13 protein-coding genes are annotated in these 15,029 nt (G+C 40.0%); 8 read left to right on the forward strand and 5 right to left on the reverse strand.

Translation table 11 applies throughout. The features are described from left to right. The first annotated feature begins 11 nt into the window (after window positions 1-11). From B2O97_RS17885 to B2O97_RS17900, 4 genes are read left to right on the forward strand one after another with little or no spacing between them, the layout of a single operon-like run. Window positions 12-719, forward strand: a complete 708-nt coding sequence (locus tag B2O97_RS17885; RefSeq protein WP_112374858.1) for a MotA/TolQ/ExbB proton channel family protein — start codon at window positions 12-14, stop codon at window positions 717-719. After that, window positions 719-1,129, forward strand: a complete 411-nt coding sequence (locus tag B2O97_RS17890; RefSeq protein ID WP_046672748.1) for an ExbD/TolR family protein — start codon at window positions 719-721, stop codon at window positions 1,127-1,129. The genes B2O97_RS17885 and B2O97_RS17890 overlap by 1 nt, the downstream gene beginning before the upstream one ends. Window positions 1,130-1,187: 58 nt before the next feature. Beyond that, window positions 1,188-2,015, forward strand: coding sequence for an energy transducer TonB (locus B2O97_RS17895; RefSeq protein ID WP_046672747.1), 828 nt, complete (start codon window positions 1,188-1,190; stop codon window positions 2,013-2,015). Between the two features lie 11 nt (window positions 2,016-2,026). Continuing rightward, window positions 2,027-3,331 (forward strand): bifunctional folylpolyglutamate synthase/dihydrofolate synthase, encoded by a 1,305-nt coding sequence (locus B2O97_RS17900; protein WP_112374857.1) that lies wholly within the window; start codon window positions 2,027-2,029, stop codon window positions 3,329-3,331. Between the two features lie 113 nt (window positions 3,332-3,444). Here the strand turns inward: B2O97_RS17900 and B2O97_RS17905 are convergent, their stop codons facing one another. Beyond that, window positions 3,445-4,464, reverse strand: coding sequence for an asparaginase (locus B2O97_RS17905; protein ID WP_046672745.1), 1,020 nt, complete (start codon window positions 4,462-4,464; stop codon window positions 3,445-3,447). A gap of 12 nt (window positions 4,465-4,476) precedes the next feature. Beyond that, the gene (locus B2O97_RS17910) at window positions 4,477-5,244 is read right to left on the reverse strand and encodes a TatD family hydrolase (protein WP_112374856.1); all 768 of its coding nucleotides are present in this window, start codon (window positions 5,242-5,244) and stop codon (window positions 4,477-4,479) included. Window positions 5,245-5,607: 363 nt separating this feature from the next. Here B2O97_RS17910 and B2O97_RS17915 point away from each other — a divergent pair, with 363 nt between their 5' ends. Genes B2O97_RS17915 through B2O97_RS17925 form a run of 3 tightly spaced genes read left to right on the forward strand, consistent with a single transcriptional unit; the run spans window position 5,608 to window position 9,144 of the window. Continuing rightward, the gene (locus B2O97_RS17915) at window positions 5,608-7,002 is read left to right on the forward strand and encodes a TolC family protein (RefSeq protein ID WP_236560286.1); all 1,395 of its coding nucleotides are present in this window, start codon (window positions 5,608-5,610) and stop codon (window positions 7,000-7,002) included. A gap of 1 nt (window position 7,003) precedes the next feature. After that, entirely contained in the window at window positions 7,004-7,960 is a 957-nt protein-coding gene (locus B2O97_RS17920; protein ID WP_159333412.1) for an HlyD family secretion protein, read from the forward strand. Between the two features lie 11 nt (window positions 7,961-7,971). Beyond that, the gene (locus tag B2O97_RS17925; protein WP_286767797.1) at window positions 7,972-9,144 is read left to right on the forward strand and encodes an ABC transporter permease; all 1,173 of its coding nucleotides are present in this window, start codon (window positions 7,972-7,974) and stop codon (window positions 9,142-9,144) included. A 79-nt stretch (window positions 9,145-9,223) separates the two neighbouring features. Here the strand turns inward: B2O97_RS17925 and B2O97_RS17930 are convergent, their stop codons facing one another. The 3 genes from B2O97_RS17930 to B2O97_RS17940 form a co-directional block, all read right to left on the reverse strand. Continuing rightward, window positions 9,224-10,246: an FKBP-type peptidyl-prolyl cis-trans isomerase gene (locus B2O97_RS17930; protein ID WP_046672741.1), complete on the reverse strand. Its 1,023-nt coding sequence runs from the start codon at window positions 10,244-10,246 to the stop codon at window positions 9,224-9,226. Between the two features lie 23 nt (window positions 10,247-10,269). Next, window positions 10,270-11,280, reverse strand: a complete 1,011-nt coding sequence (locus B2O97_RS17935) for a DHH family phosphoesterase (RefSeq protein WP_159333541.1) — start codon at window positions 11,278-11,280, stop codon at window positions 10,270-10,272. A 118-nt stretch (window positions 11,281-11,398) separates the two neighbouring features. Further along, complete coding sequence (locus tag B2O97_RS17940; RefSeq protein ID WP_286767798.1) at window positions 11,399-14,038, reverse strand: hypothetical protein; 2,640 nt, start codon at window positions 14,036-14,038, stop codon at window positions 11,399-11,401. 413 nt (window positions 14,039-14,451) lie between these two features. On the opposite strand from B2O97_RS17940, the gene B2O97_RS17945 reads away from it, so the two are divergent. Further along, complete coding sequence (locus B2O97_RS17945) at window positions 14,452-14,841, forward strand: DUF423 domain-containing protein (RefSeq protein ID WP_046672738.1); 390 nt, start codon at window positions 14,452-14,454, stop codon at window positions 14,839-14,841. Window positions 14,842-15,029: the final 188 nt, after the last annotated feature.

Here is a 15,029-nt window from a genome sequence, read left to right on the forward strand (position 1 = left end):
TATTAATAATTATGTCATTAGTACAAGATACAGCACGGGTTGCTGTGGATTCGTTTAATCAAGCTGCACAACAACCATTACCTGCTGCTGCGCCTACAGAAAACATGAGTTTGATCGATATGATGATCAAAGGGGGATGGATTATGGTTCCAATCTTACTGTTGTTCTTTATTGGATTGGTTATCTTTTTTGAGCGTTATTTGACGATTCGTCGTGCTGCAAAATATGATAACAGCTTAATGTCGCAAGTAAAGGCAAATGTGTTGTCGGGGAACTTGGATTCAGCGTTAGCTGTAGTTCGTTCAAGTAACTCAGCTTTGGGACGCATGTTGCAAAAAGGCTTATTGCGTGTCGGCAGACCGATCAAAGATATTGAAGGAGCGATCGAAAACGTGGGTAAATTGGAAGTTGCCAAGTTAGAAAAGAACATCAATATTTTGGGTATTATTGCTGGTATTGCCCCTATGCTTGGTTTCGTAGGTACAATCTTTGGAGTAATTAAGATTTTCCACGACGTGGAATTAGCAGGTGGTATTGATATTGCTTCTGTATCTGGGGGACTATATGTAAAAATGGTATCGTCTGCATCAGGTCTTGCGGTGGGTATCTTAGCTTATTTAGGCTACCATATCCTGAATATGATGGTGGAACGATTGATTTTACGGATGGAAACGGATGCAGTAGAATTTATTGATTTATTGGATGAGCCCGGAAGATAATGAACTTACGAAGTAGAAAAAATAAACCATCTGCGGAAGTACATACTTCAGCGCTGAATGATATCATGTTTTTCCTGATGTTATTCTTCCTGTTGGCTTCTGCAGTTTCTAATCCGCAAGTGGTGAAGCTATTGTTGCCAAAGTCAAGTGCGGGAGAACAATCTGTTGCTAAAAAGACCGTCACGGTATCGATTACAAAAGATTTGGGCTATTTTATTGATAAAACACCCGTTCCAATTGAAGGATTGGAGGCTGCAATTCAATCCCAAATGGCTGCAGGCGAGGAAGTGACAATTATGCTCTATGTCGATAATACGGTTCCTATTCAAAATGTTATTTCTGTTATGGATGTAGCTAATCGATTGAAGATTAAAGTGGTATTGGCAACAGAACCCAAAAAAGATAAGTAAGAATAATTAAACTTTTTGAGAGTTTATTGTTCATATGTTAATATAGGAGATTAATGCGATGAGATATCATCTTCAACATGAAGAAAATAATTTCCCCAAAGCGCTGGGGATATCGACTCTAGTCATGGCATCGTTGCTCTTGATTGGTTTTTTTGTTGTTTTTAAGGCACAGGCTCCGGATGAATATGGAATGGGGGGAATGATCGTTAATTATGGGACATCACCCGAAGGTATGGGGGATGACTATATGAGCGTTGAGGAACCTTCTGTAGATCCCAATGCGAATAATGAGCGCCCAGACCGTATCGATCCTGTCGAAACACCTACCCCAACTCCAACGCAACAAGTTGCGGAGAAGGCAGTCGCTACGCAAGATCTGGAAGATGCTCCTGCGGTAACAAAAACCGAAAAAAAGGTAGTATCAAAGGCGCCTGAAACCACCAAAGAAGTGAAGGAAGTGGCTCCGCAGGCAAACGCTAAAGCACTTTTTAAAGGGAATAAAAATAATGGTAAAGGAGCTGGTGATGGTACAGGAACAACACCTGGAAATCAAGGTTCCAAACTAGGTGATCCTTTAGCAAGTAATTATGGCGAAGGAGGATCTGGAAACGGTAACATGATGTTGTCTATTGAAAACCGAAGCTTTACGCAACGGCCAAGTATCGACGACAATGGACAGCAAGCAGGAAAGGTTGCTGTGGAGTTTAGAGTCAATAAGCAAGGGGTTATCACCTATGCGCGTGCTGGTGTAAAAGGAACGACGATCACCGATCCATCGTTATTGGAGAAATGTGAGCGTGCTGTACGTGGCGCTAGGCTAAACCAATTGCCGAATGCTCCCGACTCACAGACGGGACGGATTGTGTTCAATTTTAGATTAAGATAAAAATCATTCACATGAATGCTTATAATGAGGCAATTGAGTATCTGTATACTCGATTGCCTATGTTTACAAGGGATGGCGCCTCTGCCTTCAAAAAAGACCTTGACAATACCATCAAACTTTGCGCTGCGTTGGACGACCCACAGCGAAAATTCAAAACTTTACATATTGCTGGCACAAACGGAAAGGGATCTACCTCCCATATGTTGGCCGCTATTTTGGCCGAAGCAGGCTATAAGACCGGTCTCTATACTTCACCACATTTACTGGATTTCAGAGAACGTATTCGTGTCAATGGAAAGTTATGTGAGCAAGAATTTGTTGTCGATTTTGTCAATACCCATCGCGAGCTTATAGAAGAAGTCAGTCCATCCTTTTTCGAAATTACTGTAGCCATGGCTTTTGATTATTTCGAGAAGAAAAAGGTTGATATCGCTGTCATTGAAGTCGGCCTTGGCGGGCGTTTGGATAGCACCAATATTATTCAGCCTTTGCTGTCCGTAATTACCAATATCGGTTTTGATCACATGAATCTTCTCGGTAATACACTGGCAGAAATTGCTGCGGAGAAGGCGGGAATTATCAAAAGAGATACACCTGTCGTTATTTCGGAATATGCCGAAGAAACGGCTGCTGTGTTTGTGGATAAAGCAGCGATGGAGCATGCGCCGATACAATTCGCTTCTGACAAGTATGAGACCAAGATGCTGGCAGTCGACCAAGATTATTTAACAGTGCAGGCTATTGATCCTAACGGTCATCAAGCAACATATCAGCTCGATCTTAAAGGCTCTTATCAGGTGAAAAATCTTGCCGGCGTGTTATTAGCTGTGGATGAGTTACGTCAACTGGGCTTTGAGATCAGTGATCAACATATTCATCGCGCGCTGAAAAACGTGCAAACAAGTACAGGAATTCAAGGGCGGTGGCAACAATTGTCTAAGGATCCATTTATCATCTGCGATACAGGGCATAACGAGGACGGAATTCATGAAGTGCTCAAAAATTTGGCGACAACGGTTTATGATAAATTGCACTTTGTGATAGGGGCAATGCGTGATAAGGATTTATCCCATATGTTGCCTTATCTGCCGAAGGATGCAATCTATTATTTCTCCGCTCCGGATATGCCGCGTGCAATGCCAGCGGATGTGTTGCGAAAAGAAGCTTTGGAATTTGGTCTAGTTGGACTCGATTATCCATCCGTGGAAGCCGCGTTTGATGCAGCAAAAGAGGCGTATCAGCAAGGTAACCTAATTTTTGTTGGCGGAAGCAATTTTGTTGTTGCGGAAGTGCTGGCTAGTTTGACGCACGACTAGGAATATCACCTTTTCTCGCAAATAAATCTGCGGGAGGAATTCATAGAAATTGATCATAAAAAGGGAGCTGCATGACGTGCAGCTCCCTTTTTATACTTTTGTACCGTTGGTCATTAGTCATTGATTGTCAATTCACCACGAATATCCTTTTCAATCCAATAGGCGACTTCTTTTTGATCTTCTAACTCACCTTGAAGATACATCAATTTAGTTACTGCCGCTTCAAATGTAAGGTCGTAGCCATTGAGCACGCCGATAGATTTAAGTCCTTGTGAAGTCTCATAACGACCTAATTCAACAGACCCTACTTTACATTGTGAAATGTTGAGGATATTTTTACCTTGTTCAATGGCTTCCTTCAATAAATCCAGAAACCAGGTGTCGGTGGTTGTATTGCCCGATCCAAATGTTTCCATAACAATGGAGCGGACATCGGAATCCAGGACTGCTTTGATAGTTTGTGCAGAGATTCCCGGAAATAATTTTAATACAGCTACCCTGTTGTCCAGTTTGGTATGTAGGATAAATTCTTTATCAATATTATTTAATAAAGCATCTGTATTGTATTTGAGGTGAATACCAGCTTCGACCAATACAGGATAATTTGGCGATCTAAAGGCCTCAAATTTGGCCGAATTATATTTAAATGAGCGATTGCCGCGGAATAATTTATTGTCGAAAAGAATACATACCTCTTGGATAATGGAGATGCCATCCTGCTTCGCCGAAGCGATTTCCAACGCTGTCATCATATTCTCCCTGGCGTCCGTTCGGATCTCACCGATAGGTAGCTGAGAGCCGGATAAAATGACCGGTTTTTGGAGTCCTTCCAACATAAAGCTCAGTACGGAGGCCGTAAAAGCCATTGTATCGGAACCGTGTAGAATAACAAAACCGTCGTAATTCGCATAGTTATCCTTAATAATTTGTGCCATTTCAATCCATATTTCAGGCTTCATGTTGGATGAATCGATAATAGGTTCGAAAGAGTGCACGGTCAGCTTATAGTCTAAGCGACTTAAATCAGGGAGATTACGTTTGATCAATTCAAAGTCGAAAGGAACGAATGTTCCTGTTTCATCTTTAACCATTCCAATGGTCCCACCTGTGTAGATAATAAAGATATTATGCATTGAGTTTTGAAATTATATACCAAATATACGTTTTGAATTTTCTGTTGTGATTTCGGCGACCTTCTCGACGGAAATCTGATGCAGATCAGCTACTTTTTGAGCGACGTAAACCAAATAGCTGCTCTCATTTTCTTTACCGCGGAAAGGGACAGGTGCCAGATAGGGTGCATCGGTCTCAAGAACGATATGCTTCAAGTCGATTTCTTTAACGACTTGATCTAAGCCCGCTTTTTTAAAGGTAACGACCCCGCCAATACCAAGGGCGAACCCTAAATCGATCGAATGATGGGCCTGCTCCAGGCTGCCCGTAAAGCAGTGCAGAACGCCAAACAGTCTGTCGTCGTGGAGTTCTTCCAATAATTCGAACAATTCAGTAAAGGCTTCCCGACAATGGATATCGATTGGTAAATTTAATTCTTTAGCCCATTGAACCTGAGTTCGAAAGGCATCTTTTTGAATTTCAAGCGTGCTTTTATCCCAATAAAGATCCAGCCCAATCTCACCTATGGCATGGACTTTGTTTGTTTCCAAGCTCTTTCGGATGGTTTCTAACTCTTCCACATAGTTTTCCTTTACGTCGCAGGGATGTAATCCAAGCATGGGAAAACAATGTTCTGGATAAGCTGCTACGGTATCAAATACAGGTTTTATGGAAGCGCTATTCACATTCGGCAAAAAAAGGCGTTGTATGCCATTATCAAAGCAACGTTGTAGATGTTCTTGCAGTTTTTCGGTTCCTGCATGGTAATAAATGTGTGTGTGTGTATCTGTAAGCAACATAGTTTTCTGCGTGGAAGCAGTGGGTTAGGGTAAAAACTTGTTTTTATTATTATCGAATAAAGTGGTAGACTTAATTACCAAAATTTCAATTCGATCTCCAAAGATAACTTATTAATTAGCAAAAATGAAAATTAATACAGGATTCCTTCGATTGAGATGAATTCCTTTTTCGTATCTTGGAAAACGCCATTAGGAGGAGGACCGCCCCTTCATGCCATGAGGACAGTAGTAACGATTATTATTGCCCCTTGGAAAGATAGGTCGTAATAAAAAGAGTCAGAAGTCAAACATACCGTAAGATTTACTGTTAAACAGATAAAAGAGGCGGTTGTTGTCCTATTTTTATAAGAATAAATGAATCATATGATGAATAAGAGGTTATGCCTGGGTTTGTTGACTTTGGCGTCGGTTATGTTTATAAACAAACTACATGCGCAATCATTGATTGACCCATCGGTAAAAGACATTATTCAAAAAGCCTTTCAGACAAATAAAGAATTGAAATTGAAGGCTTACGAAGTCGATAAAGCACATCTGGAAGCTGATGGTGTTAAAGCAAATCGGTTGCCGCACGTCTCCGCACTCGGGCTATACGGTTATGTACATAGCAATGGGAGTATTGATATTCCTACAGTTAATATTCCTTTGTTGAACCTAGGCCTGTTTGAAGGAGCAACAGGATTTAGTATGCATGGGCAAGCTGCTTATGCGGGAGTGTCTGTAAAGCAGATTATCTTTTCCGGATTACAGATTCCGAATGGAATAAAAGCATTGCAGGAGAAAGCTGCGGCACAACAATATTTAGAATCGGCCAGTCGAGAGACACTCTCTAAGGATATTATAGCATCATTTGATCAATTAATGTTGTTGGATGAGGTGGATAAATTAATTGTAGATTCTGAAAAGCGATTAAAAAAAGAACAGGAAAAAGTGAATAAAGCGATTCAAAATGGACTTGCAATACCTTATGATAGAGATAAATTGAAATTGGCATTACTGGAATTGGAAGAGAAAAAGGTAGAACTTTCTGGCAATCGGGATTTGTTGTGCCAAAAGATCGAACAAGAAACTGGCGTGTCTTTTCAGGAGGTTGGTGGAATTCATTATGGACTTAAACCTATATTTTTGTCAGAGCTACCACGTGATGTCGAACAAAGATCCGAATTGAAAGCGCTAGATGCTTCTTCAAAAGCGTATGAATATCTGTATAAAAAAGAAAAGGGGGGAGCTCTTCCTGCTGTCTTTGCCTTTGGATCTGCAAACTATCTGAATGTTTTCAATTCTAAACTCACGGTGAAAGACCAACCCCTGTTTGGTACAGTCAATTTGCCACTTAATTCCATCAAGGGAAGTCCCAATGTCATGGTCGGCGTAGGGGTTAAATGGGATCTCTATACCGGCGGGGAACATCACAATAAGATTAAGCAAGTCAAACTCGATCAACATATCAATACGACCAAGCGGGAAGATACGCAGGAAAAGTTAAATCTATTATTGAGCAAGAATACAGTCACCTATACGACTGGCAACCAAAAGTTGAAAGTGGGAGAACAGCAGTTGAAAGTTGCCGAAAATAACCTTTCTATGGCTGTTAAACAGTATCAAGCCGGCTTAATAGATGTTACGGAGTTGTTGGCTGCTGAAAACGATTGGTACAAAGTTAATTTGGGTTATTTTAACAATGTATTGCAGCAACGTACTGCTGCGGTCGAATTACTACATACATCAGGAAAATTATTACAAACTATACATGAGTAACATGAAGAATTTATATGGGATATTATCGCTGTTTATTTTTGTTTCTTGTACAAATCAAGTGAAGGAGAAGCCTATTGAAGGTAAGGTGGAGCGTGAGCAGGTGACGGTTGTGACAAAGGTCCCGGGAAAAATTGCGAAGCTTCTGGTTGAAGAAGGGGACTTTGTGCATGCGGGTGATACCTTGGCTATTTTGAGTATTCCCGAAGTGGATGCTAAAGAAGAACAGGCAAAAGGGGCACTACAGTCTGCTGATGCACAATATAACATGGCAGTCCGGGGCGCTACGAAAGGACAACTCGTGCAATTGCAAGCGAAGGTAGATGGACTTAAGGAACAATATGAATTTGCGAAAAAATCTATAGGTCGGTTGGATGCCCTTCTGCAGGACAGTCTTATTCCACAACAAAAGTACGACGAGACCTACGCCAAATATCAGGGAGCCAAAAATCAATATCTTGCAGCACAGGCTGAATTAGCTGAAGCAAGGGGTGGGGCTAGACAGGAACAGCAGATTATGGCCTTGGGGCAAAAAGAACGTGCACTTGGAGCGATCTCTGAAGTCAATGTTGCTGCGCAGGAGAAATATGTCATTGCTCCACAGGACATGAGTGTGGAGACGATTAATCTGAAAGTCGGTGAATTGGCGATGGCTGGTTATCCCATTATAAATGGTTTCCTCGATCGATCGACCTATTTTAGATTCACATTGCCCGAAAATAAAATGGGGAAACTTCAAAAAGGAGAGGTCGTGGAGGTAGAAATTCCTTATTTGAATCACAAAAAGGTTAAAGCGAAGGTGATTAGTATTAAAGCCTTAAATTCGTATGCAAGCATCGCCTCAGCTTATCCTGATTTCGATCCGCAACAGGCTGTATTTGAATTGAAGGTTATCCCTGAAGATGCTGCCGGTAGCAAAGATTTGTTAACAAAAACGCTTGTGGTTCTCCATGCGAATTAAAGAGCTTGACTGTGAAAAAATTTTTAGAATTGATCCAACGAGAGTTTAAGCTCTTCTTCAATAATAAAGTGCTATTGATGCTTTTTCTGGGGGCACCTGTATTGTACGGTGTTTTGGTGGGGCACGTCTATCAACAAGGTAAGGTAACGCAGATGCCGATCATTGTGGTTGATGAGGATAATAGCCCCTTAAGCAGTTCATTTATTGATATGCTTTCCGATAATGAGAGTATTGACGTTGCCCGTGTATTACCGTCCTTATTTGATTCAAAAGATATTGCCATGCAATATGAGGCAACAACGATTGTGCATATTCCTAAGGGTTTTGCATCTGGAGTACAACAGGGACGTTTGCCCGAAATGACTGTTTTCGTAGATGGTGCCAATACGTTGACCTCCAATACAGCCATGATGGCTGTTAATGTTTGTGCCTCGACGTTGAAAGCGGGCATACAGATTCAGGCTCAAATGAAACGTGGTGTTCCCGCAATGATTGCTGCACAGCAGTACGAACCTTTTAAGACAACTTTTGTTAAGCAAAATATCCGAAGTGGAAATTACCTGTATTTTATGCTGCCGGGAGTGCTTATTACCGTGCTGCAGCAGGTCTTGCTCTTAGGCTTGGCTTTGTCTTTTTCCTCGGAGTTTGAAGGCAATACATTTCCAGAGCTTGTACGTAAAATCGGTAATCCAATTGGGCTTATTCTTGTTAAGATATTACCTTATGTTTTGATGTCTATTGGTATTCTGGTTTTATATTGGGGTTTTGGTCAGTATTACCGTATGCCTTTACAGGCCGAGTTTGGGCGCTTTGTCCTGTGTACTTTCGTCTTTCTGCTCGCCGTATGTTTTATCGGTGTACTCGTCAGCATTGTCCTACCTTCGCAATTGAAATCGACAGAAGTCCTTATGGTAATTGCAACGCCAGCATTTATCTTGAGTGGCTTTACCTGGCCGTCGAGTCTAATGCCAGGATGGGTACAGGCAATAGCAAATGTAATCCCATCAACCCATTATCTACGAATTTTTAGGTTAATGTTTATTCAGCATGCTGAAAATTACCATACCGATAAGGCCCTGATCGCGTTAACCATCATTATGATCATCAGTTTTATATTGGCCGTAGTAATACTGTGGCTAAAAATACGGAAGATCAAAAAAGAAGATAAGAAGGTTAACGCATAACCAATAAAAACAGGAATAACAAAAAAGCGGTTTCATTTTGGTGAAACCGCTTTTTTGTTAACTGAAATTTACAGTCAAATTATTTTTTTGCTGCTGGAGCTTTCGTTGCAGGAGCTGTTGCCGCTGGAGCAGTAGTTCCAGTAGGCGCTACCATGCCTGGAGTTGTTGCTGTAGGAGCAGGAACTTTTCCAGGTTTAATATCCAATACTTCTACTTCAAATACTAAAGGAGCATATGGAGGGATAACACCTGAAGGGCGATCGCCATAAGCCAAAGATGAAGGAATGACTAAAGTTGCTTTTGTACCTTTGTTAAACAATTGGAAAGCTTCAGTCCATCCTGGGATCACACCATCAACACCTAATTGGAACTTTAATGCCTCATAAGGACGTTGAGGGTTGAAAACTTTCTCTTTTTTAGCTACATCTGGAAGATTTGTATCAAATACTTTTCCTGTAGTTAATGAACCTACATAGTTCACATGAATAGAATCACCTACTTTTGCATTTGTTCCTGTTCCAGGTTTCGTGATTACGTATTGAAGACCTGAAGCTGTTTTTGTTGTTTTCAAGTTTTTATCCTTGATATATTTTTCAAGTTTAGCTGGTTCAGCAGCTTTGTGTTTGTTTAATTCTTCTTCAAAATATTTCTGAACTTGTTCGCCCAATTGTTGGTCTGTCAATTTTCCTTTTTTGAAGTGTTTTTTGACTTTGATCGAATAAACAATGAATTTATCTGCAAACTCTGGTTTTGGTTGGTGTGTTTTAGCAGCCATAGAATCCAAGTTGATTTTGAATACCAAGCTATCGCCTTCACCTACGTATTTGAATAAACCAGTAGGGTCACCTGGATTTTTTGCGATGATACTATCTGGGTATAATTGAACGATTTGAGGGACTCCCATGTCATATGTACTTTGCATTGTAGAATCTCTGTCCGTTTTCACAACCATGTCAAGTGCTAATAAATCGCCTGATACTGCTTTTTCTTTTGCATTATCATCTACGATTTTATACTCAAGACCACCTTCAGCCTTTTTGAATTTTTGGCATGACGTCATCAAAAGACCGGCAGCCGCGAAAAATAGAATTGCTTTCTTCATTTTCTAATGTATGTTACGATATCTTATTTTGTTAATATTTCTTTATAATTTGGTAAAACCGATTTGAATTTAGCAATCACTGCTTCGAGGCTTTCTTTCGAATTACCGCCTGAAGCGTTAAGATGCCCACCCCCATTGAAATATAATTTACAGATCTCATTGCAAGGAACTTCTCCAATCGAACGCAAAGATAGTTTAATTTGTTCATTTCTGTCAATAATTAAAGCAGCCAATCGAATTCCTTTAATTGAAAGTGCATAATTGACCAGTCCTTCGGTATCGCCGGTGATAACTTCAAACTGCGTGAGATCCGCTTTGGTTACATGGATAATGGCGGTGTTATATTCGTGGATAACCTCTAGACGATTCAGTAGACAGAATCCTAAGAATTTCAGGCGGCTTTCAGACGAACTATTATAAATCTCTTCGTGAATAGCCCAGTTTTGTGCGCCGAAATCAATGAGTGATGCAATGATGCGGTGAATTTCAGCAGTAGTCGAACGGAAGCGGAAAGAGCCCGTATCGGTCATAATACCGGTATATAGGCATGTCGCCATGTCTGCACTGATATGGTCTGGATCTTGCATCTCATGGACCAAGAAGCGATAGATCAATTGTGCGGTCGCCGCTGCAGATGAATCCCAAAAAGCGTAGTCTTCAAATCCTTCCGGATCCAAATGGTGATCAATCATACATTTGATTCCCTTCGCTTGACGAATAGGTTCACCCATTTCGTGAATACGGGCAAGACCATTGAAATCCAAGCAGAAAATTAATTCAGCTGCGTCAATCTGTTGATTGTGCAGGTCAATATCCTGTGTATAAATTTGTACATTTTCCAAGCCAGGTAGCCAATCCAAAAAAGCAGGAAAGTCTGATGGTACAATGAGATTTACCTGGTGTCCTTTCGAGGTCAACCAAAAATACAATCCTAAAGATGAACCCAAAGCGTCCCCATCTGGTTTGTAGTGCGTTGTAATTACAATACGTTTTGGTTCAGCCAATAACTCTTTTAATTCTTCCGATTTCAGCATAGTCATATTAAGTCTGCAAACCTACTATAAAAAAATTAGATTAGACAAATTTTTTATAAAGATCTTTTAGCATCTTATAGCATTTGGTGTTGATTTTAAAAAATTGATTTTCAGGTTTTTAAAACTTATATACATAGATCTTGAAATCCCGCTTCATGCAGATTAGATAATTGGCATTGTCGCCATAGTTAATCGGTCCATAATAGAATTTTGAAAAACCTTCTACAGGGAATCCTTCCTGAACCAGGCCATCAGATCCGAAGACATAGATCATGCGATTGTCGGTTCCTACGCCAATGATATCAGATTTACCTATTCGTTTAAAAAACAACGGTCTGTTACTGGCCTCTTCGATGAATTTATATTCAAAGTAGGAAGAAGAGTCTCTTGCACTGTAGGCATTCAGTTTGTTGTTGGCTAGAATAACAAAGTCTCTGTCAGCACCACCGCTAATATCTTCAAAATTAAAGAACGCATCTTTGCCCCAGTCACCCAGTTTTATTTTTTTGGTTTCGCCCTCGAAAGGAATTTTGAAGACACTACCTTTATTGTTTGCCAAGTAGATGAAGGAGTTCTTTTCATCCGACGCTGCAACTAAACCAATTGGATTTTTAACACTTTCCCCATCGGTATCCAATGTTTTTTTATGGATGACCTTACCATTTTGATCAAAGAAATAGACGGAAGCAGTGCTTGTACCGGCAATAATATAATTGGTCTGCCCTAAACTGGTTGTTTTTAAATCGAATAAAATTCGCCCGTCCACGCTATTATTTTCAAAGCCCTCCACTTTTTTGCCGTCGAGTGTATAGGCAAGAATGCGGTCTGTTGCGGGAATGTAAATACGTTGCTCTTTATTGAAGGTGGCAATTGTAGCCCCATAAGTTGCCGAGTATGGTAATTCAACTGAAAAACCGGTTCGGTTTTTACCATCTGGCATAAAACGATATAAGCGGTTTTTTGTAACAGCGACAATACTGAGATCCTGTAACTGAACTGGCTCGCCCAAAATTTCACCTTGGAAGAGGTTCTGCCAAAGCTCTTTTCCATCCGGCGAAAATGCATGTACCGTGTGATCTTGTTCTTGAATCAGGATAAATTTGGTCTTCCCATCTTGATCTAAAATCCAAGGTTTATTGATAATTCGGTTCTCCAGTTGAGCTGTCCATTCTGGTTTTCCCCCCAGTCTCGTATCACTCTTAAAGAGTGCATATAAACTGGACGAAAATGTGCCTTGGTTGCCACTTAGCTGATAGGACCATGAATAGAAATTTTGAAAACCATATTCATCCTCATCTTTAAAGTTCTTTGCGAAATCAGCTTTTAAGTTATCCAGAATATTGCTTTTACCAGCCTTAGGTTCTAAATAGAACGTTACGTTACTGCGGCTATTCTGCAATGCTGCATGATTTTTGAAAATTGCAGTACCCGAAAGAAATTGCTTTTCCCGGAAAGATTCACGATAATCTCGCAAGATACCTGTTCGGCTAGCAACAACCATGATATTGTCTACAATGGTGAAATAGGGTCGGGTAAAGCTCTTGAAAGGTTCTCCAAATAATGCATGTAAAAGATTCGAATATTTAAATTGATAGATCGAATCCCCTACAGCAGTACTGAATTTCTTAAGATTATCGGCAAATTGTGTGGAATCCGAAATGCTAATCAAACCAATCGCATCCTGATTGTCCAGTTCCGCGAGTGCAAATTCATCGTTGAAAATTGGCGCAATAATACTGTCAAATGATACTTTGCTGTCCTCTTCAAAGTTTTTTATACTTTTCGTCAATCGAGCGTCTTCTTTTTGTTGTACTAACAAGGCTTTTAATCCGCTGCGGAAACTACGGGGATCAGAGATACTAAAGTCTATATAAGATGCTGCATTTTTAGGGAGATAGTTCCCCAGAGCTTGCACTTGAGCCGTCTGCGTGGCAAATAACTGTAAGTAGCTATTTTTGCTCGCCGTGAGATCTGTTTCACCCTTAAAGATAAAAGCATCCTTTTTGAAATTCATGTTCCAGGACGTTTGGCCCTTCAGCGAATCGATCAGGTTGAGATAGGTACCAAATTTGGATTTCATTAATATTCGAGCAATTTGCGACAGTTGCTCATTGAAAAAATAGAGACTAAGTGGTGTGTTTTTATTATTATGGTTTACGAAGAACTCTATTTGTTTGGTACTTATTTTCTTAACCTGTTTATCAAAGATCTGGGAAAGCACCTGCTTAGAGTAGCTGGCGAAAATGATTTCGTGTGAATAGGCACAATAAAGTGTACTATCCTTAGTACCTTGATTAAGCCCATAAAATCGTTGGCCTAAGGTGTCAAAGGGTTGTATCTTGTAGTTTTTACCGACGTTTCCAAGCAATGTTGCCAGCGCGTTATTATCAATGCTTTGACCAACCTGGACGCTATATAGCGGAGTAATTTGATCTTTTTCCTGGTGAAAGGACAGTAATATTTGCTGCCCCGCTACAAGAGGTGCTACCTGTTCGCTACGTAATAATTCGTCTTTAAGACGTTCCAAATTACTGAAATTGCGTTGGCCAATAATGGCTTTAAAGAGCTCATAGTCGTTAAAGATCGTATCTACAGTCTGATCATTGGCAAAGGAGGCAATGGCTAATGTATTTTCAGGAAGATATTGTAAAGCTTTAGAATCTTGTTTATTGTTTTTATTGAAGTCTCCAAAAAGATAGATCGTGGCAACGATGACCGCGATGAATAATATAACAGTGATGATGATTGTTTTTTTCATCCTTTTTATTTTTTTCAATGCCTGATAAGAACTCGAATAAATCGTCACTAACCCGCTGGTCGATACGATTAAAAATGCAGTTTTTAGCAGAACAACTATTTATGAGGTACTCATTTTCTTTTCAGCAGATAAGTACACTAAACTTGTTTTTTTAAATGGTGATGAAGTTATCATGCGGCAGATGTTTATCAAGGATATACAAATCTTGAACCTCGTTCAAGATCTTGGTGAGCTGCACGATGCTCATGATGATTCATACGTAAAACAAACCTAATAAAAATATATGGGAAGAGATAGAAAATCGTTGCTATAATGCGCCTTTGTAATAGAAATTTAACAAAAAATTCCTTATTTTGCTCTGTTTTTAATACATTTATCGCTAGAAACTCATTTTCAGCATTCACTTTAACATAATGAATAAGAAAATCATTTTAGCCGCTTCGTTGTTGGGAGCATTAGCTGTAATATTAGGTGCCTTTGGCGCTCATGGTCTAGAAGGAAAGGTAAGTACATATCATATTGAAACTTGGAAAACTGCAAACCAGTATCATTTCTATCATACCTTCGCCCTGTTATTTTTATCTACTTTTTCGCGAGCAAAGACGTACTCGATTAAAGTATCATTTATTGCTTTCCTCATTGGTATACTTTTTTTCTCAGGATCGTTGTATGTCTTAAGTGTGCGAGAAATAACCGGCTTTGGCAATCCGTCTATTTTAGGACCTATCACGCCTTTGGGAGGATTGTCTTTGATCGTTGGCTGGGTTGCGCTATTTATAGCAGCGCTAAAAAATAAATCGTAATCCTATTTAATTGCCTATGTCGATACGAAATCATATTCGTATTTAATCATAACAGAGCCTTCTTGAATAAATTCAGGAAGGCTTTTTTAGGTTACAATGGATTGACCAGTGATCGCTTGGCTTTCACACTCCGATGTCGCTTTGGCGCCGTATGATTGTAGACGGTTTTATGCATTGCCGGAGTCGTT

It is taken from the genome of Sphingobacterium sp. UBA865, assembly GCF_002295765.1.
In the GTDB taxonomy this organism is placed as follows: domain Bacteria; phylum Bacteroidota; class Bacteroidia; order Sphingobacteriales; family Sphingobacteriaceae; genus Sphingobacterium; species Sphingobacterium multivorum.

Bases quoted from the DNA above. Each gene is read 5' to 3' on its own strand.
- B2O97_RS17890 (WP_046672748.1), top strand. From the start codon at position 719: ATGAACTTACGAAGTAGAAAAAATAAACCATCTGCGGAAGTACATACT.
- B2O97_RS17910 (WP_112374856.1), bottom strand. From the start codon at position 5,244: ATGTTGCTTACAGATACACACACACACATTTATTACCATGCAGGAACC.
- B2O97_RS17940 (WP_286767798.1), bottom strand. From the start codon at position 14,038: ATGAAAAAAACAATCATCATCACTGTTATATTATTCATCGCGGTCATC.
- B2O97_RS17945 (WP_046672738.1), top strand. From the start codon at position 14,452: ATGAATAAGAAAATCATTTTAGCCGCTTCGTTGTTGGGAGCATTAGCT.
- B2O97_RS17930 (WP_046672741.1), bottom strand. From the start codon at position 10,246: ATGAAGAAAGCAATTCTATTTTTCGCGGCTGCCGGTCTTTTGATGACG.
- B2O97_RS17905 (WP_046672745.1), bottom strand. From the start codon at position 4,464: ATGCATAATATCTTTATTATCTACACAGGTGGGACCATTGGAATGGTT.
- B2O97_RS17885 (WP_112374858.1), top strand. From the start codon at position 12: ATGTCATTAGTACAAGATACAGCACGGGTTGCTGTGGATTCGTTTAAT.
- B2O97_RS17900 (WP_112374857.1), top strand. From the start codon at position 2,027: ATGAATGCTTATAATGAGGCAATTGAGTATCTGTATACTCGATTGCCT.
- B2O97_RS17920 (WP_159333412.1), top strand. From the start codon at position 7,004: ATGAAGAATTTATATGGGATATTATCGCTGTTTATTTTTGTTTCTTGT.
- B2O97_RS17895 (WP_046672747.1), top strand. From the start codon at position 1,188: ATGAGATATCATCTTCAACATGAAGAAAATAATTTCCCCAAAGCGCTG.
- B2O97_RS17915 (WP_236560286.1), top strand. From the start codon at position 5,608: ATGATGAATAAGAGGTTATGCCTGGGTTTGTTGACTTTGGCGTCGGTT.
- B2O97_RS17935 (WP_159333541.1), bottom strand. From the start codon at position 11,280: ATGCTGAAATCGGAAGAATTAAAAGAGTTATTGGCTGAACCAAAACGT.